This is a genomic window from Stenotrophomonas sp. CASM106, assembly GCF_049384825.1.
GTDB classification, from domain to species: Bacteria; Pseudomonadota; Gammaproteobacteria; order Xanthomonadales; family Xanthomonadaceae; genus Stenotrophomonas; species Stenotrophomonas muris.
The window spans coordinates 1-21990 of the sequence record NZ_JBMRFS010000001.1 but is presented as its reverse complement, the minus strand read 5'-3'; the positions used below and the strand labels follow the sequence as shown (position 1 = coordinate 21990).

Sequence of the window (21990 nt, the reverse complement as noted above, 5' to 3'; positions counted from 1 at the left end):
TGCTCCGGGCTGCTCCCCCGCTCTGGAGACGGCATGCAACACCCCAAGGACAGCGGCAAGTACCCGCACGGCAAGACCGGATTGAGCCGCATCTTCCACACCCTCATCCATTCGCGCGATGGCTTCATCGCCACCTTTCGCGGCGAGGCGGCGTTCCGCCAGTTGTTGCTGCTGCACGCGCTGCTGATGGCGGCCGCGTTCGTGCTGGACATCAGCACGGTCGAGCGGGCGCTGGTGCTGGCGGTCTGTTTCATCAGCCTGCTGGTGGAACTGCTCAACTCGGCGATTGAAGCCGTGGTTGATCGCATCTCGCTGGAGCAGCACCCGCTGTCCAAGAACGCCAAGGACATGGGCAGCGCCGCGCAGACCACCGCGTTGTTGATGGTGGGTGCGGTGTGGGGCGTGATCCTGCTGGGCTAGCCCGGCAATCCTGACAACTTCCTGATAAGGCCGTTTCGATACTGCGCGCACTCCTGTTCCGCGGAACCTGCTCGTGCGTCAATGCCTCCGTTTCCCGCGGTCCCATCCAATCGTTCTGGTCTGGGCCGCCGCACTGTTCTTCGCCACGATTGGAAACCTTGCCCTCTGGAAGACGCTGTGGGGGCTGATCGATCTCAACAGCCTGCGCAGCACGCTGTTCCTGGCCAGCCTGCCGCCGCTGCTGTTCTGCCTGTTCAACCTGCTGCTGACGCCACTGCTGGCACTGCCATTCCTGCGCAGGCCGCTGCTGGTGCTGCTCGTTGTCGTCAGCGCCGCGTGCAGCTACTTCATGCTGCACTACAACGTGCTGATCGACCGCAGCATGGTGCAGAACGTGTTCGAGACCAATCAGGCCGAACTGAACGCCTATCTGTCGCTGCCGCTGCTGCTCACGCTGCTGGCGCTGGGCGTGCTCCCCGCTGCCGGGCTCGCCCTGGTGCGCACCACCCGCGGGGCCGGTTCGATACGTTCGCTGCTGGTGTGGCCGGCCAACGTCCTGGCGTCGCTTGTGGTGCTGCTGGTGATCGGCTTTGCGTTCTACAAGGACTACTCCTCGCTGCTGCGCAACAACCGCTACATCCGCGACCAGGTACTGCCGTTGAACGTGGTGCGCCATACCCACGGCTACCTGAAGAGCCTCTACAGCACCCGCCAGCAACCGTTGCGCCCGATCGGCACGGACGCGCGGCGCGTTCCGGGCCCGCGCCCGAAGCTGGTGGTCATGGTCGTCGGCGAGACCGCGCGTTCACAGAACGTCCAGCTCAACGGCTACCCACGCGCGACCAATCCCCGGCTCTCGCGCAAGGAAGGCGTCATCAGCTTCAGTGATGTTTCCTCATGCGGAACCGCAACGGCGATTTCGGTACCGTGCATGTTCTCGCAGATGACCCGCCAGCAATACGACGACGTCCGCGCGGCGACCGAGGAGAACGTGCTCGACATCCTGCAGCGTACCGGCGTCGGCGTGCTCTGGCGCAACAACAACAATGGCGGCTGCAAGGGCGTGTGCGAGCGCGTGCCGACCGAGGACATGCCCGCACTCAAGGTGGCCGGCCAGTGCGTCAACGCCGACGGCACCTGCTACGACGACGTGCTGCTGCATCAGCTCGGCGCACGCATCGACGCCATCCATGGCGATGCCCTGGTCGTGCTGCATCAACTCGGCAGCCATGGGCCGACCTACTTTGAACGGTATCCCGCAGCGTCGCGGGCCTTCAGCCCGACCTGCGACAGCAACCAGATCCAGCACTGCAGCAACGAGGCACTGGTCAACACCTATGACAACACCCTGGTGCATACCGACCAGGTGCTGGCGGAGACCATCGACCTGTTGCAGGGCTATTCGGACCACCGCGACGTTGCGCTGTTCTATGTCTCCGACCATGGTGAGTCGCTCGGCGAACGCGGCATGTACCTTCACGGCACGCCCTACTTCATAGCCCCGCGCGAACAGACCCAGGTGCCGATGGTGATGTGGTTCTCAACGGAGTTCAGCCGCAACGCGGGCCTGGACATGGCCTGCCTGCGTGGGAATGCGCTGCACCGCGCCTACAGCCACGACAATGTCTTCCATTCCCTGCTGGGCCTGTTCGGTGTCAGCAGCAGCGTGTACCAGCGCGATCTGGATGTCTTCGCCGGCTGCCGGGCGACGACCGGCGCGCCGCTCGCCACCGCGCCGGCCAAGCGGCACCGGCTGATGCCGGTCACCGCCCGGAACGTGGCGCGTTACTGTGCGGCCAGGGCGAAATCCAGGCCGGCGCATACCGCCGCCACCTGGGCGTCGTTGCATTCCTGCGGGTTGGTGCGCGGGCTGTCCGGGTAGACCTCGGTGGTGGTGGCAAAGCGTGCATCGGTGAAGCCGGCGCAGGCACCAATCGAACGCGATTCGCCCCAGACCACGCCCGGCGACTGCAACGGCAGGCCGACCAGGTTGCCCTCGGCGTCGGCCGGGGCGATATGGGTGACCGGGGCGACGGCGGCGATCAGGGCCTTCTGGAACTCGGCCTGCGGATCCTCGCTGTTGCCGATCACGTAGAAGCCGTCCGGAATCGTGTCGCGCTCGAACGGCTTGCCGTCGCGGGCGCAGCGGGCCGGATCGAACTCGTGCAGGTCGCTGTCGGTGGTCTCGTGCAGGTCCAGGTGCACCAGCAGGTTCGGCTTGCGCTCGGCCACCCAGCGCATCAGCGCGGCGGCTTCCTCGATCTGGCCGCCGTCACGGAAGCTGCGGTTCGGGTCGATGGCATCCGGGTTCCAGCGCTGGATGCGCTCGTAGCCCCATGGGCTGACGCACGGCGCCACGATCAGGTTCAGCCGGCCCAGGTAGCGCTCGGCCTGCTGTTCCAGGAACTGCAGGGCGCCATGCACGCCACTGGTCTCATAGCCGTGCACGCCGCCGGTGATCAGCGCGGTCGGCAGCGCCGGGTTCCAGTCGTGATTGACCACGGCGAACAGCGGGTAATGGTCCGGCGCGTAGTCCAGCTGACCGTACTGGATCACATCGAAGCTGTCGTCCAGGCGTTCAAGCGCGGCCACCACATCGTCGTGGTAGCTGCGCTGGCGCTGCTGGCGGGCCCGCCACTGTGCGCGTTCCGCGTCGCCCCAGGGCTGTCCGGGGGTGCCGATCGGGTAGAACTGCGCAACAGTCATTGGGGAACTCCAGGGGTCGAACGGAAGGGTGCAGCCGGACATTCTAAGCCTTGTCGCGCCTGCGGGCCCCCCCCCCGGCCCCGCCTTCATCCAGGCCGGGTCATCTGGTTGTAAAATCAGCGGTTTTTGGCCCCTCATCCCTTGATGGCGAACGCAGCGCAGCCGGTCCTGGGTGGACCGGAGTTCCTCCGCCTGCTCGCCCGTCTCAGCGACGGCGCGATGCCGGCCACCAGTCCCGCCCTGACCGATCGCCTCGGCCAGTGGGTGGACTGGAGCCGCGCCGTGGCCCTGTCCGGGGCGCTCGGCGGACGCCTGCCCGAGCCCGATGAAGCCGCCGAAGCGCTCGAGGATGTGCTGGCCGACTGCGCGCAGGCGCACGCCAGCCTGCTGGCCTCGATCAGTGAGGATGCCGAAGCCGAGCGCCTGCTGGACCTGGCCGAAGCCGCCGCTGTACCCAACTTCGCCTCGCTGCGCCAGCGCTATCGGGTGCTGCAGCAGGCCATCCAGACCGCCACCGGGCGCCTGCGCGGCCGCCTGCGCGACCAGCTGGTGCAGGTTTCGCCCGAGCTGGCGCGGCTGGCCGAGGTCGATGCGGTGATGGAACAGACCCTTACCCCGCGCGAGCACAGCCTGCTGGCCACGGCGCCGGCGGTGCTCGGCGCCCGTTTTGAACGCGTGCACGGCCAGCCCGGCTGGCGCGCGGCCTTCCGCCATGACATGCGCACCCTGCTGCTCGCCGAGCTGCAGCTGCGCTTCCACCCGATCGAAGGGCTGCAAGACGCCCTGCGCTCCCACTGACCGGAACACCATGTCGAGAACTGCTTTCCATGTCGTTGTTTTCCTTGTCGGCCTGCTGGCCGTGTGCTGGATCGGCATTGGCTACGTTTCGGTGCATCCGCTGGGTGCAGCGGTGGCGGCGATCATCGCGGCCTGCTACATCGCCGGCGGCGTGGAGCTGTACCGCTACCGCCAAGCCAGCAACGGCCTGCGCAGCGCGCTGAACGACCTGTCCAGCGCGAAGGAAAGCCTCGCCCCCTGGCTGGAGCGCGTGCCGGCGGGCCTGCGCAACGCCGTGCGCCTGCGCGTGGAAGGCGAGCGCACCGCCCTGCCCGCACCGATGCTGACCCCGTACCTGGTTGGCCTGCTGGTGCTGCTGGGCATGCTCGGCACCCTGCTGGGCATGATGGACACGCTGCGTGGCACCGGCCTGGCGCTGCAGAGTGCGACCGACATGGCCGCGATCCGCGGCTCGCTGGCCTCGCCGGTGCAGGGCCTGGCGGTGGCATTCGGTACCTCGATCGCCGGTGTGGCCAGCTCGGCCATGCTCGGCCTGCTGGCGGCACTGCTGCGTCGTGACCGCCTGCAGGCCGTGCAGCAGCTGGACCGCGCCATTGCCGGCGACCTGCATCCGTACTCGCAGGCCTGGCAGCGCGCCGAATCGCTGCGCCTGCTGCAGGCACAGTCTGCGGCGCTGCCGGCGCTGGTCGACCGCCTGCAGGCGATGACCAGCACTTTTGAACAGCACAGTGCGGCCGCCAATGAGCGCCTGCTGGCCGGCCAGGCCGAGTTCCTGACCCAGAGCCAGGCCCTGCAGGAACGCCTGGCCGTCTCGCTGCAGCAGTCGCTGCGCGAAGGGGCCGAAGCCAGCGCCGCCGCCATCGGTGGTGCGCTGCAGCCGATGGCCGAAACCACCCTGGCTGGCCTGGCCCATCACGGCGAAGCACTGCATGCCCGCGTCGAGCAGGCCGTGCAGCAGCAGCTGGCCGGCCTGAGCGAGGGTTTCGAGCGCAGCCGCGTCGCCACCGAGGCCAGCTGGGCCAGGGTGGTGAGCGAGCAGACCCAGGCACAACAGGCGCTGGTCAGTGATCTGCGCCAGCACCTGCAGGCCTTCAGCGATGGCCAGGCCACGCATGCCGAAGCGCTGGTCACACGTATCGGCGAGCGCCTGCAGGCCGATGCACAGGACAATGCGGAGGCCTTGCGTGCTGCCGCCGAACAGCAGCAGGCACTGAACAGCGCGCTGGTCGAACGCCAGCAGCAGGCGTTGATCGTCGCCAGCGAGCATCTGGACGCGCGTGCGCAGGCGCTGCTGCAGGCACTGGAGCAGCAGCACAGCGCCAGCCAGTCGCTGCTGCAGGACCACGAACTGCAACGTTCGCAGCAGTGGCAGGCCGCCCAGGCCGCCGCCGCCACCGCGCACGCCGAGCTGCAGGCCAGCCTGGACAGCCGCGAGCAGCAACGCCAGGCGCGCTGGGACGCGGCCAGCGCCGAGTTGCAGCAGGCCCACGCCGCCCTGCAGGCGCAGCTGCAGGCCGGCGACGAACAGCGCCTGCAGCGCTGGAGCGATGCTCTGCAGCACGTTTCCACCGAGCTGGCCGAACGCCTGCAGGCCAATGGCGAACGCCTGGCCGCGCAGCAGCAGCGCGTCTGCGACACGCTGGCGGAGACCGCACAGCAGATCGGTGAAAACGGTCGCGCGCAGGCCAGCGCCACGCTGGCCGAAGTGTCTACCCTGCTGCAGACCGCCGCGGCCGCTCCGAAGGCTGCTGCCGACGTCATCAACGAGCTGCGCAGCACGCTGTCCGAGAGCCTGGTGCGTGACAACGCGATGCTGGAAGAGCGCGGCCGCCTGCTGGCCACCGTGCAGACCCTGCTGGATGCGATCAATCACGCTTCGCACGAGCAGCGCACCGCTGTGGACGCACTGGTCGGTGGCTCGGCCGAGCTGCTGGAGCGCGTTGGCAATCGCTTCACCGACCATATCGCCGCAGAGACCGGCAAGCTGGATGGCATTGCCGCAGCGCTCAACGGCAGCGCTGCCGAAGTGGGCCAGCTGGCCGGCACGTTCGGCGAAGCGGTCGCGCAGTTCGGCAGTGCCGCCACCGAGTTGTCCGGCCGCCTGGAACAGATCGGCGGCGCACTGGATGCCTCGCTGGCCCGCAGCGACGAGCAGCTGGCCTACTACGTAGCCCAGGCGCGCGAGGTGGTCGACCTCAGCCTGCTGTCGCAGAAGCAGGTGATGGAAGAACTGCAGCAGCTGGCCGCGCGCCGCGGCAAGGCCGGCAGCGCATGAGCGACGAGCTGGAGGTCGACGGCGGTTCGCATGCCCCGATCTGGGCAGCCTTCGGCGACCTGATGTCGGTGCTGCTGGGCGCGTTCGTGCTCATACTGGTCGGTGTGGTCGCCGTGCAGCTGGAGCTGTCGCAGCGACTGGACCAGGAAGTGAAACAGCGCCAGGCCGAAGCCAAGCGCCTGCAGACGCTGGAGCAAGCGTTGGCTGGACCGCTGGCGGCCGGTCGCGTGACGCTGGTGGATGGCCGCATCGGCATCAGCGGCAGCGTGTTGTTCGCGCTGAACTCCGACCAGCTGCAGCCGGAAGGCCAGGAGCTGCTGCGCAGCCTGGCCGCACCGCTGGCCGGCTACCTGGGCAGCCGCGAAGAGATCCTGATGATCAGCGGCTTCACCGATGACGCGCCGGTACGCGAAGGCAACCGGCGTTTCGCCGACAACTGGGAACTGTCGGCGCAGCGCTCGCTGACCGTGACCCGCACCCTGATCGCCGATGGCGTACCCGCCGACGCCGTGTTCGCTGCCGCGTTCGGCAGCGAGCAGCCGGTCAGTTCCAATGCCAACGAGGAAGGCCGCGCACGCAACCGTCGCGTAGAGATCGCGCCGATTCCCAAGCCCAAGGCCCCGGATGCCAAGTAAGCCGCCAGCGCTCGAAGGCCTGCGCGCACTGGTGCGCGACCTTGATGCAGGGTCGCGCTCGCTGCCGCATTACCCGCAGGTGCCGATGCTGCAGCAGGTGCAGCGCGAGTGGTCGGAGCTGCGCAGCGAACTGCAGGTGCGCCGCTCCCTGCGCACCGAGGCCCCGGCTGACGGCGGCCCGCTGAACTCGGCGGTGCTGGTGCAGCGCATGCTGGACACGATGCAGGCCACCAGCCCCGGCTACCTGCGCCACTTCATCGACTACGTGGACACCTTGTCCTGGCTGCAGGCACTGCAGGATGGCGCCGCCAGCGGTGCGGATAGCGCAAAGCCGAAGCGCACGCGCAAGCCGCGCCAGACGCCGAAGGAGTAGCGCCGGCTGCTGGCCGGCGGCTACGCGTCTCCGCGCGGGTCATGGGGTTGTCGGCCAGCGGCCGGCACTACCATCGCGGGTGCTCTGTGCGCCGGCACACGATCTGCGCTGCGCTTCGCCCTTGCTTTGGTAGTGCCGGCCGCTGGCCGGCATCACAACCAGACCGACCACGGCCGAAGCGCGCGCAAGCGGCGCTGAACAGCGAATGGCCGCGCTGAACATCGACTGGTAGTGCCGGCTACCGGCCGGCAGCCATGCATCTCCGCGCGGGTCATGGGGTTGCCGGCCAGCGGCCGGCACTACCACCGAGGGTGCTCTGTGCGCCGCAGCGCAACTGCGCTGCGCTTCGCCTTTGCTTTGGTAGTGCCGGCCGCTGGCCGGCATCACAACCAGGCCGACCACGGCCAAGACGCGCGCAAGCGGCGCTGAACAGCGAATGGCCGCGCTGAATATTGACTGGTAGTGCCGGCTGCTGGCCGGCAGCTACGCGTCTCCGCGCGGGTCATGTGGTTGCCGGCCAGCGGCTGGCACTACCATCGCGGGTGCTCTGTGCGCCGGCACACGATCTGCACTGCGCTTCAGTTCTGCCGTGGTACTGCCGGCCGCTGGCCGGCAGCTACGCGTCTTCGCGCGGGTCATGGGGTTGCCGGCCAGCGGCCGGCACTACCATCGCGGGTGCTCTCTGCGCCGGAACGCGATCTGCGCTGCGCTTCGGTTCTGCCGTGGTAGTGCCGGCCGCTGGCCGGCATCACACCCAGACCGACCACGCATGCGGATACTCGCCAATCTGCCCAGCAAGACCGGCGCGTACCGGATTCCCCAGGATGTATAGCGCTTGCCGCGCCATCGACTCCTCGGCCCTCACGGCATGATCGAAGTAGCCGGGCTGCCACACCGTACTTCGACGGCCCGCCAAGCGATTCAGGGCGAGCGCGCTCGACGATTTCATCCGGCGTGCGATGTCTGGAAGGTGGGCTGCGCGCAGCTCGAACATCCAGTGGACGTGATCCGGCATGACGACCCATGCGTGTGACCGTACGAGCCCGCGCTGCTCGATGTAATCGAACTGGTCGATCACACATGCTGCTGCGGCTTCGCTTTCAAGGAGCCGGCGGCGCTGATGCGTGGTAGTTGTCAGAACGTAGACCTGGCCGATGATCGAGTGACGGCCCAGGCGGAGGCGATGGCTGCTCATGCGCCATGGTGGGTCGATCATTACGCGTTGGCTGTCGGGCCATGGCTCGACGGGGGTTGGGAGATGTCTGAAGGTGAATGAGGTTGCCGGCCAGCGGCCGGCACTACCGGGGGCCGTAGGTTGCCGGCCAGCGGCCGGCACTACCATTGCCGGCAGGCGGCCGTCGGGGCTCAGCCGCGCAGGGTGGCGCCGCCGTCCACGTACAGGTCGCTCATCGCCACGTGCCCGGCCTGTTCCGAGAGCAGGAACATCACCGAGTGCGCGATGTCCTCGGGGGTGGCCAGCTTGCGCAGTGGAATGCCGGCCTTGTAGGTCTCCAGGCTGCCGGCGATCACCCGCTCGGCACCGTGCTCGTCCCGCCACATGCCGGTCTGCATCGGGGTCAACGTCGATCCCGGGGCGACGATGTTGCAGCGGATTCCCAGCGGCGCCAGCTCCAGCCCGAGGCAGCGGGTGAACATGGTGGCGGCGGCCTTGGATGCCGCATAGGCGGCCATCCCGTGTCGCGGCACGCCGGCAGCGTTCGAGCTGACGGTAACGATCGCGCCCTGCCGGCGCGCGGACATCACCCGCGCCAGCGCGCGCCCAACATGGAATACACCGTCGGCATTGACCGCGAACACCCGACGCCAGTCGTCATCGCCGGTCTCGGTCACGCCGCCCACATGCAGCACACCGGCCACGCTGGCGGCCAGCATGATCGGCCCGATGCTGGACTCGACCCGATCCACCAAGGCGTCGACGGCCGCACTGTCGGTCACGTCAAGAGCAAACGCCTGCACACGTGCATCCGCGAACATGGGTGCCTCGCGATCGGTCGCCACCACGGTGCAACCGGCCGCGGCCAGCAACCGTACCAGTGCCTCGCCGATGCCGCCGGCAGCGCCGGTCACCAGCGCCACACGACCATCAAAACCGGTCAATTGCATGTTGCGGTCTCCTGTTGCTCGTCCCAGTGGCGCAGCCGCGCCGACAACCACGGTGCCAGCTGCGCCACCGCATCGCGGCCGGTCAGTTCGGCGTGCAGGAACGGCAGTTCCAGTGCCTGCACCTTGCGCGCGTGGGTCCGCCACAACGCCGACTGCAGCTGTGGCCGCGCCTGGTGATCCCGGCCCGCGCGGACGTGCACCAGCGTGCCGTCGAATGGTTGGTGGATGTGCTCGCGGATCAGCCGATTGGTACCGGTCACCGCGCGCACCACGCCGTCAAGCACCACATCCGGCAGGCTGCCCAGTGCACTACCGCCGCGACGCAGGAACGCGAGTATGCGTTCACGACTGTCCAGTTCCGGATGCGCATCCGGGTCATGGCCGGCAATCGCCAGTAGTGCCCGCAGTGCGGCGACGGCGTCCGGTTCAGGCTCGGCCCGCCAGCACTCGCTGGGATAGGCGTCCAGCAGCACCAGCTCTCCAACGTCGCGGCCGATCTCATGCAGCCGCACCGCCATCGCCTGGGCCAGGATGCCGCCCACCGACCAGCCCAGCAGATGCACCGGCCCCTTCGGCTGCAGTGCGACCACGCGCTGTACGTAGTCGTTGGCCATCGCCTCGATGCTGCTCGGCAGTGGCAGCCGCGCGTCCAGTGCCGGCGACTGCAGGCCATACACCGGGCGGGCTGGTTGCAGTGCCCGGGCGAGCGTGCGGTAGTTCCAGGCGATGCCACCGGCCGGGTGCAGCACGAACAGCGGCGTGGGCCCGGCAGCGTCGGTTGCGGCCAGCGCGATCACCGGCCCCAGCGCGTGATCGGCCAGCGCGGGTGGCGCGGCAATACGAACCGCCAGCGCGGCCACGGTGGGCTGGGCAAACAAGGCGCCCAAACCCAGATCGCAGCGCCAGCGCTGCTCGATCGCCAGCAGCAGGTGCACCGCCGACAGCGAGTCACCGCCGAGACTGAAGAAGTCCGCATCCACCGCCACCGGCGCCTCACGCCCAAGCGCCTGTGCGAACAGCAACGCCAGCTCCTGTTCCAACGGCGTGCGCGGCGCCAAGCCGGCAACTTCACGTTGCGGTGGCTTCGGCAACGCGTTGCGGTCGAGCTTGCCGTTGGCGGTCACCGGCCAGTGGTCCACACCAACGATGGCCGAGGGCACCATGTAGTCCGGCACACGCGTGGCGAGGTGGCTGCGCAGCGTCACGGCGTCGGCATGCGCCGCTGGAACATAGGCCACCAGACGCGCATCGCCGGGAGCATCCTGGCGCAGCAGCACTTCCACCCGCTCCATGCCAGGCAGCTCGCGCAGTGCCGCCTCGATCTCGCCCAGCTCGATGCGCAGGCCGCGCAGTTTCACCTGGTGGTCGCTGCGGCCCAGGTACTCCACCGCACCATCGCGGCGCCAGCGCGCCACGTCGCCGGTGCGGTAGATGCGCTCGCCCGCCAGGAAAGGATCGGCAAGGAAGCGTTCGGCGGTCAGATCGTCGCGACCGAGATAGCCGCGTGCCAGCTGCACGCCGCCCAGGTACAGGTCACCGGCCACACCGACCGGCACCGCCTGCATCCGGGCGTCCAGCACGTACAGGCGGGTGTTCCAGACCGGGAAGCCGATCGGCACCGGCCGCGAGCGATCCTGCGCTGACGCCGGCCAATAGCTGACATCCACTGCGGCCTCGGTCGGGCCGTACAGGTTGTGCAGTTCTGCGCGCACGCGCGCATGGAAGCGGTCGCGCAACGCAGCGTCCAGCGCCTCGCCACTGGTGAATACGCGGCGCAGCTGCAGCCCTGCCGAAGCCGGCGCAGCGAGGAAGGCGTCGAGCATCGACGGCACGAAATGCGCCGTGGTGATGCCATGGCCCCGGATCAAGCGCGCCAGTTCAGTGGGATCGCGATGCGCATCGGGCCTGGCAACCACCAGCGTTGCCCCGCACAGCAGCGGCAGGAAGAATTCCCAGACCGAGACATCGAAGGTGGCCGGAGTCTTCTGCAGCACGCGGTCATCGGCGCCGATGCCGTAGTGCTCGCGCATCCACAGCAGGCGATTGACGATCGCGCGGTGTTCGACGACCACGCCCTTGGGCTCGCCGGTCGAACCGGAGGTATAGATCACATAGGCGGCATCGCTGGGCGCAGGATCCGCCCATGGCGCCGCAAAACTCAGCGCGGTCCACTGCTCCGGCGCGAGCACCGGCACACCGGCCATGCGCACCGATACGTCTGGCGCAGCCAGTACGCACACCGGCTGCGCCGACGCAAGAATACGTGCCAACCGCTCGTCAGGATGGGCAAGGTCCAGCGGAAGATAGGCCGCGCCTGCGCGCAGCACCGCGACCAGCGCGAGCACCAGTTCCAGCGAGCGCGGCAATGCCACCGCGACTACGCTGCCCGGGCCGACGCCCATGCCGCGCAGTTGTGCGGCAAGCGCAAAACTGCGTGCTTCCAGCGTTGCATAGTCGAGCGTAGTGTCGCCGAACACCAGCGCCGGCGCGTGCGGATCCCGATCCATGCCCTGCTGCAGCAGTTCAACCAGGGTAGTCTCGGGAAGCGCATGCGCGGTGGCATTGAAACCGTGCAGCACCTGCTGCGCCTCCTCAAGCGTCGCCAAAGGCACGGCTGCGATATCGTCAGCCTGCAATGCTGCCGACACGAAATGCAGCAACCGCGCTGCATGCGCCCCGACATCCTCGCGACTGTACAGCGCGGGATTGGCCTCGATCTCCAGATCGAGAAGGTGCTGGCCATCGCCACGGAAGCCCAGTGTCAGATCATCCACCGGCCCGGTGCACAGCACCTCCAGCGTTGCCTGCGCGCCGGCCAGCGCCAGCGGCTTGTAGAACGGCTGCACATTCACCAGCGGACCGTGCAGGCGCTGCTGCGCGCCGACCAGCCCCAGGTCCCGGCGCAGCTGCTCACTGCGGTAACGGCCATGCTTGCGACCCTGGCTGAGCTGCCGGCCCAGGCCGCGGGTGAAGGCCTCGACGCTGCCCTCGCCGGCCGCCACGCGCAGCGGCAACACATTCATCACCATCGCCGGCACCCGCGCCGACGCGTTGCCGAGCCGCCCCATGTAGGGCACGCCCAGCACCACTTCATCGGCGGCGCTCATCCGCCGCAAGTACTCGGCCGACAACGCGGCCAGCACATCCGGCCAGGGCTGCAGCCAACGCACCGAGGCCTGCAGCAGCTGCTCACGGAAGGCCGCATCGAGCGGCTGCACCCAGCGCAGCGCGTCGTCACTGGCCGCGAGCGTACCGGCCAGGCCCACGCCTGCCGGTGCGCCCTTCATGTGCTCACGCCACCACTGCCCGGCCAGCGCGCGGCGCGGATCGGCACGATAAGCGGCATCATCGGCCAGCACGCCCGCCAGCCCCGGCAGTGGCTCACCCATGCGGCCGGCGTACAACGCGCACACGCGATCGGTGAACAGCGCCATGCCGTAGCCATCGGCGGCCAGATGATGCACGCGCAGGTACCAGACCCAGCGCTGCCCGCCCAGGTCAAACAACACCTGCTGACTGATCCGGTCACGGGTGGGATCGACCGGGCTCAGACGGTCGGTGTGCATCAGGTTGCGTGCCGCAGCGGCGGGATCCGCCGCGGTGGAAACATCGCGCACCGAAAGCAGCGGCACGTGTGCCGGGTCATGCCACTGCAGCGGCTGGCCATCGGCCCCTTCGGCAAAGCGCAATGCGAAGGCCTGGGCCTCGCCTGCAGCCTGGTCTGCCGCTGCAATGAACGCGGCCACGTCCAACGGGCCGTCGATCCACACCGCGTGCGCGGTATTGAATGACGGATTGTCCGGTGCCAGCCGCTGTGCGAACCACAGTCCGGCCTGGGCCTCGGTCAATGCCACCGGTGTGGCCAGCGCAGCGGCGTTCATGCGTTCTGCGCGGCCTGCAGTTGCTGCACCACAGCCCACCACTGGCGCAGCGTGGTGTGCTCGGCCAGCTGCGAGAACTCAATGGGCAGGCCGGTGTTGCCCCAGGCCAGGACCAGGCCGAGCATGCGCATCGAGTCCAGGTCCAGGTCGATCAGGTTGTCGTCGTCACCGATCTCGGCCGGAGCACATTCCAGCACGCGCGCCACGTCGGCACGCATCCTCTCCAGATCCAGCACGTCACCCGTGGCGGCCATCACAGCACCTCCAGCAACTGGTCGGTGGTCATCGGTACGCCACAGGTGCGGGCAATCCAGTGCAGGGCCTGATCGTGGTCGGCACGCGAGAAATCCGCTACCGCATCGGCCGCGATGAACGCCTCGATGTCGCGCTGGAAGGCTTCGACCACGGTGGCCGTGCAGCCTATATGCGCATACACGCCAGTGACCAGCAGCTGGTCGCGTCCACGCACCCGCATCAGCGTCTCCAGGTTGCTGCGCTGGAACGCGCTGTAGCGGTGCTTCACCAGCACGTGCTCGCCAGGCTGCGGTGCCAGTGCCTCGATGATTGGTTCATGGTCGGCGCTGCGACGCATGCCTGGTCCCCACAGGTCGGCCTGCAGGCCACGGTCACGGCGGTCCTGGTCGCCATGCTGGGCGGTGTAGAACACCGGAATGCCGTGCGCGCGGCAATGCGCCAGCAGCCGTGCGATGTTGTCCACTGCCGGCCGCAGCGGTGCGTTGCCGGCGTCGAATGCGGCCAGGAAATAGCGCTGCATGTCGTGCACCAGCAGCGCGACACGATCGCGCTGGGGGCGCCACGGGCCGCGCGCCTGCGGCAGTTCGGCGGCAGTCGGCAAGGGGTAATCGGTGATACGGGGCAGCGCCATCAGCGCGTTCCTCCTGTCTGTTGCAGATGACGCGCACGCAACTGCGCGCGCAGTTCGCGGCGGCTGATCTTGCCGACCGCGGTGGTATCGAAACTGTCGACGAACACGACCTGGTCGGGCACCTTGAACGCCGCCAGGCCGCGCCCGCGCATCCAGGCCTTCAGTGCCGGGGCCTTGATCGGCTCACCCTGCTGGATCACGAACGCGCAGCTGCGCTCCCCGAGATACTCGTCAGGAATGGAGACCACGGCGGCGTCGAACACGCCGGGGTGGGCCAGAAGGTGATCTTCGATCTCCTCGGCGGAGATTTTCTCGCCCGCCCGGTTGATGTGGTCACCGGCACGGCCCTGCACCACCAGGTAGCCTCCGGGCAGCTGCTGCACGCGGTCGCCGGTGCGGTAGAAGCCGTCGTCGGTGAACGAACGCGCATTGGCCACCGCATCGTTGTGGTAGCCACGTATGGTGTAAGGGCCGCGGGTCAGCAGATGCCCTACCTCGCCTTCCGGCACCGGCTGGTCATGGTCATCGACCACGCGCACCTCGTCGTCCGGGCTGATCGGCCGGCCCTGGCAGGCTACGATCAGTTCTTCCGGATCATCCAGCCGTGTGTAGTTCACCAGGCCTTCGGCCATGCCGAACACCTGCTGCAGGGTGCAGCCCAGGCCGTCAATCACCCGCCGTGCGGCTTCCGGCACCAGTTTGGCCCCGCCTACCTGCAGTACCTGCAGGCTGGACAGGTCGTGCTTGCTGGTGGCGGCGGCCTGTGCCCACAACAGCGCCAGCGGCGGCACCAGCCCACAGCAGGTCACTTGCTCGCGCGCGATCAGCGGGAAGGCCGCGTCCGGCCCCGGACCGGGGCTGAGCACCACGCGGGCACCGGCATACAGCGCGCCGAAGAAACCGGGCGAGCTCATGGGGAAGTTGTGCGCGGCCGGCAGCGCGACCAGATACACGCTGTCGCGGTCGATGCCGCAGAGGTCATTGCTGGCACGGAACGAGTAGATGTAGTCGTCGTGGGTGCGTGGAATCAGCTTGGACAGCCCGGTGCTGCCACCGGAGATCTGCAGGAACGCCACCGACTGCGGGTCCGGGTCGGCCGGCAGCTGGTTGCGGTCTCCCTGCAGCGCCTCGAGCGCGGTGAACTCTGCTGCATCGCCATCGATGACCACGTGGCGCAGCGCCGGCACCTCGGCCTGCAGCGCCCGCGCCAGCCCGCGATGATCAAAGCCATCGTGCAGGTCGGCAGTGATGTAGGCACTGGCTTCGGCCTTGTTGGCGAAGTGCACCAGCTCGGTGATGCGGTGCGCCGGCAGCGCGTACACCGGCACCAGGCCGGCGCGGAACAGCCCGCATACGGTGGCGATGAACCCGGCGGTGTTGCCCAGCTGTACCAGCACCCGCTCACCGGGTTGCAGGCCGAGTGCCAGCAGTCCGGCACCGATGCGACCGGCCTCGTGCCACAGCTGCGCGTAGCTCAGGCGCACATCGCCAGCGACCACGGCGATGTCATCAGCGTAGCGTTCCGCACGCTCACGCAGGAACGCCGGGAAGGTCTCGCCGCGCCAGTAGCCCGCCTCGCGATAGCGCGCCACCAGCGCATCGGGCCATGCCTGCTGCAGTGGCAGGCGGGAAGAAACAGTGGGCATGTTCATGCAGCAGGCTCGATGACAGGCGCGGCGTCGTGGACGCCCAACGCGTTCAACAGGGCGGCAAACTTCGCCGCGGTTTCGGCGACCTCGGCCTCGGGCTGCGACTGGGCAACGATGCCGGCGCCGGCGTACAGGCGCAGCTGCGTGCCCTGCAGGCGTGCGCAGCGGATCGCCACATACCAGTCACCATCCCCTTGCGCATCCAGCCAGCCGACCGCACCGGCATAGAAGCCACGCGGCGCCGGCTCAAGCTCGCGGATACGCTGCAGTGCCGCCAGCCGGGGTGTACCGCAGACCGCCGGCGTTGGATGCAACTGCGCCAGCAGCTCGGCCGCCGATGTCTTCGGATCCTTCAGGGTGGCGTGGATGCGGGTGCCGAGATGCCACATGCTGGCGGTGGCATGCAGCACCGGGCGCGGCTGCGCATCGATGTGGCTGCAGTACGGCGCCAGGCCCTCGATGATGGCCTCGACCACGTGGCGGTGCTCGTCATGGTCCTTGTTCGAAGCCAGCAGCGCCTGCGCGGCGCGCTCGTCCTCGGCGGCATCGGCACTGCGGCGCGCGGACCCGGCCAGCGGGTGCGACAACAGCTCGGCGCCACGCTTGCGCAGCAGCAGCTCCGGTGTTGCGCCGACCAGCCAGGCCGGTGCGTGCCCCGGTTCAACCGGAAGCGGCACCGCATAGGTCGCCACCGAGGGATCCGCGCCCAACCGCGCCAGCAGCACCTCCGGAGACAGCGCATGGCGGCTGTGCGCCAGCAGGCTGCGCGCCAGCACCACCTTGTGCAGGTCCTGGTCGGGCGCGCGCAGCGCCTTCACTGCCGCGGCAACCGCAGCTGCATAGTCCTGCGCTGCGGGCTCCGCCTGCAGCGGGCCCTGCAGCGCCGGCGCCGCCCGTGGCTGCAACGGCAGGGCCGGCAGCAGGCGCTCGGGCTGGTACAACGCGTCGTCGGCACGCGGTTCGAATGGCACCGCACCGACCAGCAGGCCCGGACCGCCACGCTGCTGGGCGAAGAAGGCCGCAACGCGCTCCGCCAGGGTTGCCAGCGTGCCACCCGGCAGCGCGAGGCGGCAACCGCGTGCGTGCACATGCTGGCCTGCATGCTGCAGCAGGAACAGCGACGCGTCGTCAGTGCTCTCCAGCGGCGCGGGCGCAGCCTCCGGCCACGCGCCCTGCATCAGGGAATCGTTCATGGGGTCTCCTTCATCCGATGCGCTGCAGCCAGCGCGCACAGCAACAGCAGCAGCGCGCCGACCAGCAGATATGGCAGGCTGGGCCCGCCGCGATACAACAGCGTGCCGAGCATCGGCCCGGCCACCATGCCCAGCCCCTGCGCGGCAGCGACCGTGCCCGCCGCGGCACCCTGCTCGTGCGCTTCCACCGCGTCGGCGGCCAGCGCCTGGAACGAGGGGAATACGAAGCCCATGCCGAACGCGGCCAGCGCGTATGCCGCCGGCAACTGCCAGCCCTGCTGCACGCCCGCCACCGAAGCAAAGCCAATGCCGGAAATCAGCGCGCCGAGGATGATCCAGCGGCGCGGATGCACCTCCAGCTTCATCACCAGCGCCTGCGCCAGGATCAGGCCGATGCCGACCGCGGTCAGCGCGATGCCGGCCATGCGTGCACCAGCGGCAGCATCCAGGCCCAGGCGATCAATCGCGAAAAAGCCCACCGTCACCTGCGCGATGGTCACCGAGACCATGGCGATGAGCGCCGCCAGCTGCGGCAGGCGCGGGTCGAGGCGGCTCATCGGCGCGCAGCGCTGTGCGGACGCGCCAACCACCGGCGGTGTAGCCGGCAGCCGCCAAGCCAGCAATGCCAGTGCCAGCAGCGGCAGCAACGCGGCCACGTACAGCGCCAGCGAAAGGTTGGTATAGGCAAGCCAGCCGGCAGCGGCCGGCCCGAGCACCATGCCCAGCGCATTGGCGCTGCCCAGTCGGGCGAGGAATTTCGCACGTTGGCCGGTCGGTGCCTTGTCGGCGATGAGCGCGGCTGCGGTAGGCGGCACCGCCGCGTAGAACAGGCCGATCAGGCCTCGCGCACCGACCAGCACCAGCACCGATACCAGTACCGGCGGCACCGCCTGCAGGGCAACGTCGATGAACACCGCCAGCGCGATGTAGACCACGGTGTAGGCGCTCATCGCCAGCATCAGCACGCGCTTGCGGCCGATGCGGTCGCTGAGCTGGCCCCAGGGGCGCGCGGCCAGCATCCACAACACGCCTGCGGCGGTGACCGACAGGCCGGCATGCCACTCGGACAGCCCGAGCATGCGGACCACCGGGCCGATCACGGCGACGAAGGACATCATCGCCATGGTGCCGATCAGGGCGGCCACTACCAGCGCCGGCAAGCCGGGAACGACGGGACGTGCGTGCATGGAACACCAGCCGTAACAGGAAGGGATCGCCGGGCGCACCTGCGCCCCGCCCGGCGCCGGCCCTGCTCAGGACCGGACGCCATCCTCAAATGATAACGGCTCGTATTTGCATTTGATACCCATTCTCTTGAACGGGCACGCAACAGCGACTTCAGCGCACCCCGCGCAGGCCCAACAGGCCACGGCGCTTGAACCACCATTCCAGTGGCAGCGTCACCAGCGGCGGGATGGCTGCCAGTAGCGCCAGCGCACTGGCCCACCACGGCCAGCGCAGGCGCAGCGCCGCGAACAGCGTCACCGCCACATAGAGCAGGAACGCCACGCCGTGCAGGGGTCCGAACAGCTTCACCAGCGCCACGTTGGCCATGGGGCCGTACTTCATCCACATGCCGATGAGAAGGCCGGCCCAGGTCACGGCCTCGATGAAAGCGACCGCGGCGAACAGGCGTCCGCTCGGGTGCATGGGGGAACGTTGGGTCACACGGGGCTCCGGCAGCGGGGTATCAAATGCGAATGATACGCAGATGCGAACTTCCAGCACACCGGCGAGCGCAGCGTTGGCAACGATGAAGCGCGTCCACCCAGGTGGATACCTACCGCAGCGAGTATGGCAGGACGTGCTCCCCGATCTCACGCAACACCGCGTCCATCGGCCGCCCGTTGTCGACCAGATTGAACATCACGTGCGCCACGCCCTGCCCATGCACGCGCAGCAGATAGTCACGCAGGCCATCGCGGCCGACCTTCAGGCCCAGCGGCAGCGGCTCGGCTGGCGCCTGCGGATCTGCCTGCAGATCCAGAAGCATCGACTGCACGAATGGCTTGCCCGGCCCACCGCGCTGCACCAGCGCCTGCTGCCACAGGCCGATGCGCCCCTCCTGCGCGGCCTCCTCACGATGATAGGTGGCCCAGCCTTCGGCCTCGCGCGCGATCCACTGCAGGCTCTGCCGTGCGGTACCCACCACCAGCATCGGGATGCGGGTTGCCGGCGCCGGCAGCACGTCGAAGCCACCCGTGGCCTGCAGTACGGCGGTCCGCGCATCGGCCTCCGGTGACAATGCCGCGCGCAGCAACGTCCAGCGCTCACGGAAGGTTGCCGCCCTGCCCTCCAGGTCCTCACCGAAGGCGGCGAACTCTTCCGGGCGGTCGCCCGAACCCAGGCCCAGCACGAACCGCCCGTCACTGATCCGGTCCAGACTCAGTGCCGACTTCGCCACCTGCAACGGCTGGCGTAACGGCAGCACGATGGCGGCGGTACCGACCACGATGCGCCCGGTCGCGGCGGCCAGCATGCCCAGCCACAGGAAGGGATCGTCCAGCGCGCTTGCTGTCGCGTCCGGACCCTGCGGCACCATCAACGGGACATCGCGCGCCCACAACGCGGCGAAACCAAGATCGTCGGCCAGCCGCGCAATGCGCCGCGCCGCGCCCGGATCGCCCAGCCCATGCGCCGCAACGGGCGTCATCAGGCCCAGGCTCAGTCCCTGTTGCGGAAACAACGAAGCGTAGGCGGGATTGAATTCACTCATGTGACCAGCTTAGCGTGCAGGCACCGGGCGACGATGACACGCCACGCACCACAGGAAGAATGCTGCATGCCGAGGATCCGCCCCGCCCACATCGATGACCTGCCCGCGATCAGCGCGGTATGCCTGGCCGCATTCACTGCGGCCGTCGCGCCCTCGCTCAGCGCGGCCGGCATTGCTACGTTCGGCAGTGTCGCCGCCGCCGATGCGTTCGCTGCACGCCTGCAGGGTGACAACCACATCCTGGTGGCCGAGCAGGACGGCCGCATCCTCGGCGTGGTAGAGCTGAAGGAAGGCCGCCACCTGGCGATGCTGTTCGTCGATCCCGCCTGCCAGGGCCAGGGCATCGGCCATGCCCTGTTCGAAGCCGTGCTGCCGCACCTGCGCACACCGGTGCTGACCGTGCGCGCCTCGCTCAACGCAGTGCCTACCTACCTGCGCTATGGCTTCGTGCTGGACGGTGATGTCGGCGAGTTCAACGGGCTGGTGTACCAGCAGATGGTGCGGACAGCCGCCTGAGGGCAGCGGGTGTCATGCCCCGCTGCACGGCCGATATAAGCAAACTGAATCAGCACACTCCCCGGCCATTCCTACAATGGACTGTCCCCCCTTCGAGATGCCGCCGATGCGCGTCGCGCTTTCCGTGTTGCTGCTGGCTTCGGCGCTGAGCGCCTGCACCCCGGCCCCGGTGTCCACCGCCAGCTCCGCCGAGGCGCCCGCGCCGGCGTCCGCCATCGCCTGGCGCCAGGGCGATGTGGACGATGCCTTCGCCGAGGCCGCCGACAGCGGAAAGCCGGTGCTGCTGTACTGGGGCGCGGTCTGGTGCCCGCCGTGCAACCAGCTCAAGGCCGGCCTGTTCAAGGACCCGGCGTTCATCGCGTTGACCGGCAAGTTCGTGCCGGTCTACCTGGATGGCGACGAGGAAGGGGCACAGGCCTGGGGCGAACGCTTCGGGGTGCGCGGCTATCCGACCCTGATCGTGCTGGACCCACAACGCAATGAGCTCACCCGCGTGGCAGGCGGCAACGACGCGGCCGAACTGACCCGTGCGCTGACCGTCGCGGCCGGGCGCCGCAGCGCCATCGCCGCCACCCTGGCGACGGCACTGGCCACGCCGGACAGGCTGGCCGCCGAAGACTGGCAGGTGCTGGGCGATTACGGCTGGGAAGTCGACGCCAACCGCTTGGCCGGCGAGCGCAAGAGCCAGGATGTGCTGCGCCAGCTGTCCAAGGCCGCACCCGACGCGGCGCTGCAACGCCGCTTCGCCCTGCTGGCCCTGGCCACCGCCGACACGCCCGCCAGCTCGCCCACCGAGGTGCGTGAGCTGCTGCAGGCAGTGCTGGCGCAACCTGCCGAAGTCCGTCGTAACCGCGAACTGCTGGGCTACGCGGGCGCGACGCTGGTCAAGCAGGCCAGCGCCGGCCCGGCCACCAGCAACACGCTGGGGCAGCAGCTGCTGGTCGCACTGGAGCGCGCAGATGCCGAGCGCGGCAACCGTGCCGACGACGCGCTGTCGCGTGCGCTGACCGAAGTGTCGCTGGCCCGTCAGCAGCAGCCAAACGGCGCACTGCCCGCGGCCCTGGTTGAGCGGGTCAAGCAGCGCGTGGCCGCTGCCGATGCCGCCGCCACCGATGCGCATGCACGCCAGGCCACGATCAGCAGCGCGGTCTACGCACTGCGCCAGGTCGGCGACGACGCGGGCGCCGAGGCGCTGTTGCTGGCCGAGCTGAAACGCAGCGAACAGCCGTACTACTACATGCCCGAGCTGGCCGAACTGGCCGAGCAGCGCGGCGACACCGCCGGTGCGCTGGAGTGGCTGAAGCGCGCCTACGATGGCGCGCAGGGCCCGGCCACCCGCGTACAGTGGGGCGTGCTGTACGTGGAGGGCCTGATGAAGTTGGCGCCGGATGATGCACCACGCATCGAGCAGGCCACCGCCTCGCTGATCGCCGAACTGGAAGCGCAGCCGTCGGGCTACCACCAGCGTACCCGCCAGCGTTTCGAGCGCCTGGCCGGGCAGTTGAAGACGTGGAGCGGCAAGCACCAGGGCGCCGAAACACTGGCGCGGCTGCAGCAGCGGATGCAGCAGGCGTGCGGGGAACAGGTTGATGGTGCGTGCAAGGATTGGTTGAGTTGAGTTGATGAAGGCGCTGGCGGCTGGTTCGCCTGCCGGCGCTTTTGTTGATATCGGCTGTGACGGGGGAAGGGGCTGGCCGGGACACGCCGTAAACCCATCCTTGGGGGCTCGATGGCGCCATCCATGGCGCCAACGGTCCTGCAAACCCACCCCGCCCGTCCTTTGACAGTTTCCTGCTGCGTCCAACCACGGAAAAAGAA

Annotated in this window: 19 protein-coding genes; 8 read left to right on the top strand and 11 right to left on the bottom strand. The window is 68.8% G+C overall.

Annotated features, from left to right (window positions below; all coding sequences use genetic code 11):
- Nucleotides 1-33: 33 nt before the first annotated feature.
- Nucleotides 34-420, top strand: coding sequence for a diacylglycerol kinase (locus VG556_RS00095; protein WP_050483602.1), 387 nt, complete (start codon nt 34-36; stop codon nt 418-420).
- A 73-nt stretch (nt 421-493) separates the two neighbouring features.
- Complete coding sequence (locus tag VG556_RS00090; protein ID WP_100450200.1) at nt 494-2302, top strand: phosphoethanolamine transferase; 1809 nt, start codon at nt 494-496, stop codon at nt 2300-2302.
- Here VG556_RS00090 and VG556_RS00085 read toward each other — a convergent pair.
- Nucleotides 2206-3126, bottom strand: coding sequence for a M14 family metallopeptidase (locus VG556_RS00085; RefSeq protein ID WP_032962492.1), 921 nt, complete (start codon nt 3124-3126; stop codon nt 2206-2208). The two genes, VG556_RS00090 and VG556_RS00085, sit on opposite strands and share 97 nt — an antisense overlap.
- A gap of 144 nt (nt 3127-3270) precedes the next feature.
- Between VG556_RS00085 and VG556_RS00080 the strand changes: the two genes are divergently transcribed.
- Genes VG556_RS00080 through VG556_RS00065 form a run of 4 tightly spaced genes read left to right on the top strand, consistent with a single transcriptional unit; the run spans nt 3271 to nt 7207 of the window.
- Nucleotides 3271-3924, top strand: coding sequence for a DUF3348 family protein (locus VG556_RS00080; protein WP_049407309.1), 654 nt, complete (start codon nt 3271-3273; stop codon nt 3922-3924).
- Nucleotides 3925-3934: 10 nt separating this feature from the next.
- Entirely contained in the window at nt 3935-6199 is a 2265-nt protein-coding gene (locus VG556_RS00075) for a DUF802 domain-containing protein (protein WP_111144219.1), read from the top strand.
- A complete protein-coding gene (locus VG556_RS00070) occupies nt 6196-6834 on the top strand; it encodes an OmpA family protein (protein ID WP_111144220.1) in 639 nt (212 codons plus the stop codon). Before VG556_RS00075 ends, VG556_RS00070 begins: the two co-directional genes overlap by 4 nt.
- Nucleotides 6824-7207, top strand: coding sequence for a DUF2894 domain-containing protein (locus VG556_RS00065; protein WP_049407312.1), 384 nt, complete (start codon nt 6824-6826; stop codon nt 7205-7207). Before VG556_RS00070 ends, VG556_RS00065 begins: the two co-directional genes overlap by 11 nt.
- Before the next feature lie 748 nt (nt 7208-7955).
- On the opposite strand, the gene VG556_RS00060 is transcribed toward VG556_RS00065, so the two are convergent.
- From VG556_RS00060 to VG556_RS00015, 10 genes are all read right to left on the bottom strand, one after another.
- On the bottom strand, nt 7956-8402 hold the full coding sequence (locus VG556_RS00060; RefSeq protein ID WP_100450203.1) for an REP-associated tyrosine transposase: 447 nt from the start codon (nt 8400-8402) through the stop codon (nt 7956-7958).
- A gap of 170 nt (nt 8403-8572) precedes the next feature.
- On the bottom strand, nt 8573-9331 hold the full coding sequence (locus tag VG556_RS00055) for a 2,3-dihydro-2,3-dihydroxybenzoate dehydrogenase (RefSeq protein ID WP_100450204.1): 759 nt from the start codon (nt 9329-9331) through the stop codon (nt 8573-8575).
- Entirely contained in the window at nt 9322-13212 is a 3891-nt protein-coding gene (locus VG556_RS00050; protein ID WP_100450205.1) for an enterobactin synthase subunit F, read from the bottom strand. The genes VG556_RS00055 and VG556_RS00050 overlap by 10 nt, the downstream gene beginning before the upstream one ends.
- On the bottom strand, nt 13209-13466 hold the full coding sequence (locus VG556_RS00045; RefSeq protein ID WP_032962506.1) for a phosphopantetheine-binding protein: 258 nt from the start codon (nt 13464-13466) through the stop codon (nt 13209-13211). The genes VG556_RS00050 and VG556_RS00045 overlap by 4 nt, the downstream gene beginning before the upstream one ends.
- On the bottom strand, nt 13466-14098 hold the full coding sequence (locus tag VG556_RS00040) for an isochorismatase family protein (RefSeq protein WP_032962508.1): 633 nt from the start codon (nt 14096-14098) through the stop codon (nt 13466-13468). The genes VG556_RS00045 and VG556_RS00040 overlap by 1 nt, the downstream gene beginning before the upstream one ends.
- The gene (locus VG556_RS00035) at nt 14098-15750 is read right to left on the bottom strand and encodes a (2,3-dihydroxybenzoyl)adenylate synthase (RefSeq protein ID WP_100450206.1); all 1653 of its coding nucleotides are present in this window, start codon (nt 15748-15750) and stop codon (nt 14098-14100) included. Before VG556_RS00035 ends, VG556_RS00040 begins: the two co-directional genes overlap by 1 nt.
- The gene (locus tag VG556_RS00030) at nt 15747-16940 is read right to left on the bottom strand and encodes an isochorismate synthase (protein WP_100450207.1); all 1194 of its coding nucleotides are present in this window, start codon (nt 16938-16940) and stop codon (nt 15747-15749) included. Before VG556_RS00030 ends, VG556_RS00035 begins: the two co-directional genes overlap by 4 nt.
- A complete protein-coding gene (locus VG556_RS00025) occupies nt 16937-18127 on the bottom strand; it encodes an MFS transporter (RefSeq protein WP_111144221.1) in 1191 nt (396 codons plus the stop codon). Before VG556_RS00025 ends, VG556_RS00030 begins: the two co-directional genes overlap by 4 nt.
- Before the next feature lie 151 nt (nt 18128-18278).
- A complete protein-coding gene (locus tag VG556_RS00020; protein WP_100450209.1) occupies nt 18279-18590 on the bottom strand; it encodes a DUF3817 domain-containing protein in 312 nt (103 codons plus the stop codon).
- Between the two features lie 130 nt (nt 18591-18720).
- Nucleotides 18721-19656, bottom strand: a complete 936-nt coding sequence (locus tag VG556_RS00015; RefSeq protein ID WP_100450210.1) for a TIGR03571 family LLM class oxidoreductase — start codon at nt 19654-19656, stop codon at nt 18721-18723.
- A 66-nt stretch (nt 19657-19722) separates the two neighbouring features.
- Between VG556_RS00015 and VG556_RS00010 the strand changes: the two genes are divergently transcribed.
- Both VG556_RS00010 and VG556_RS00005 read left to right on the top strand, forming a co-directional pair.
- Complete coding sequence (locus tag VG556_RS00010) at nt 19723-20172, top strand: GNAT family N-acetyltransferase (RefSeq protein WP_100450211.1); 450 nt, start codon at nt 19723-19725, stop codon at nt 20170-20172.
- 97 nt (nt 20173-20269) lie between these two features.
- Nucleotides 20270-21790 carry a thioredoxin family protein gene (locus tag VG556_RS00005; RefSeq protein ID WP_100450212.1) on the top strand — a complete coding sequence of 507 codons (1521 nt, stop codon included), beginning with the start codon at nt 20270-20272 and terminating at the stop codon, nt 21788-21790.
- Nucleotides 21791-21990: the final 200 nt, after the last annotated feature.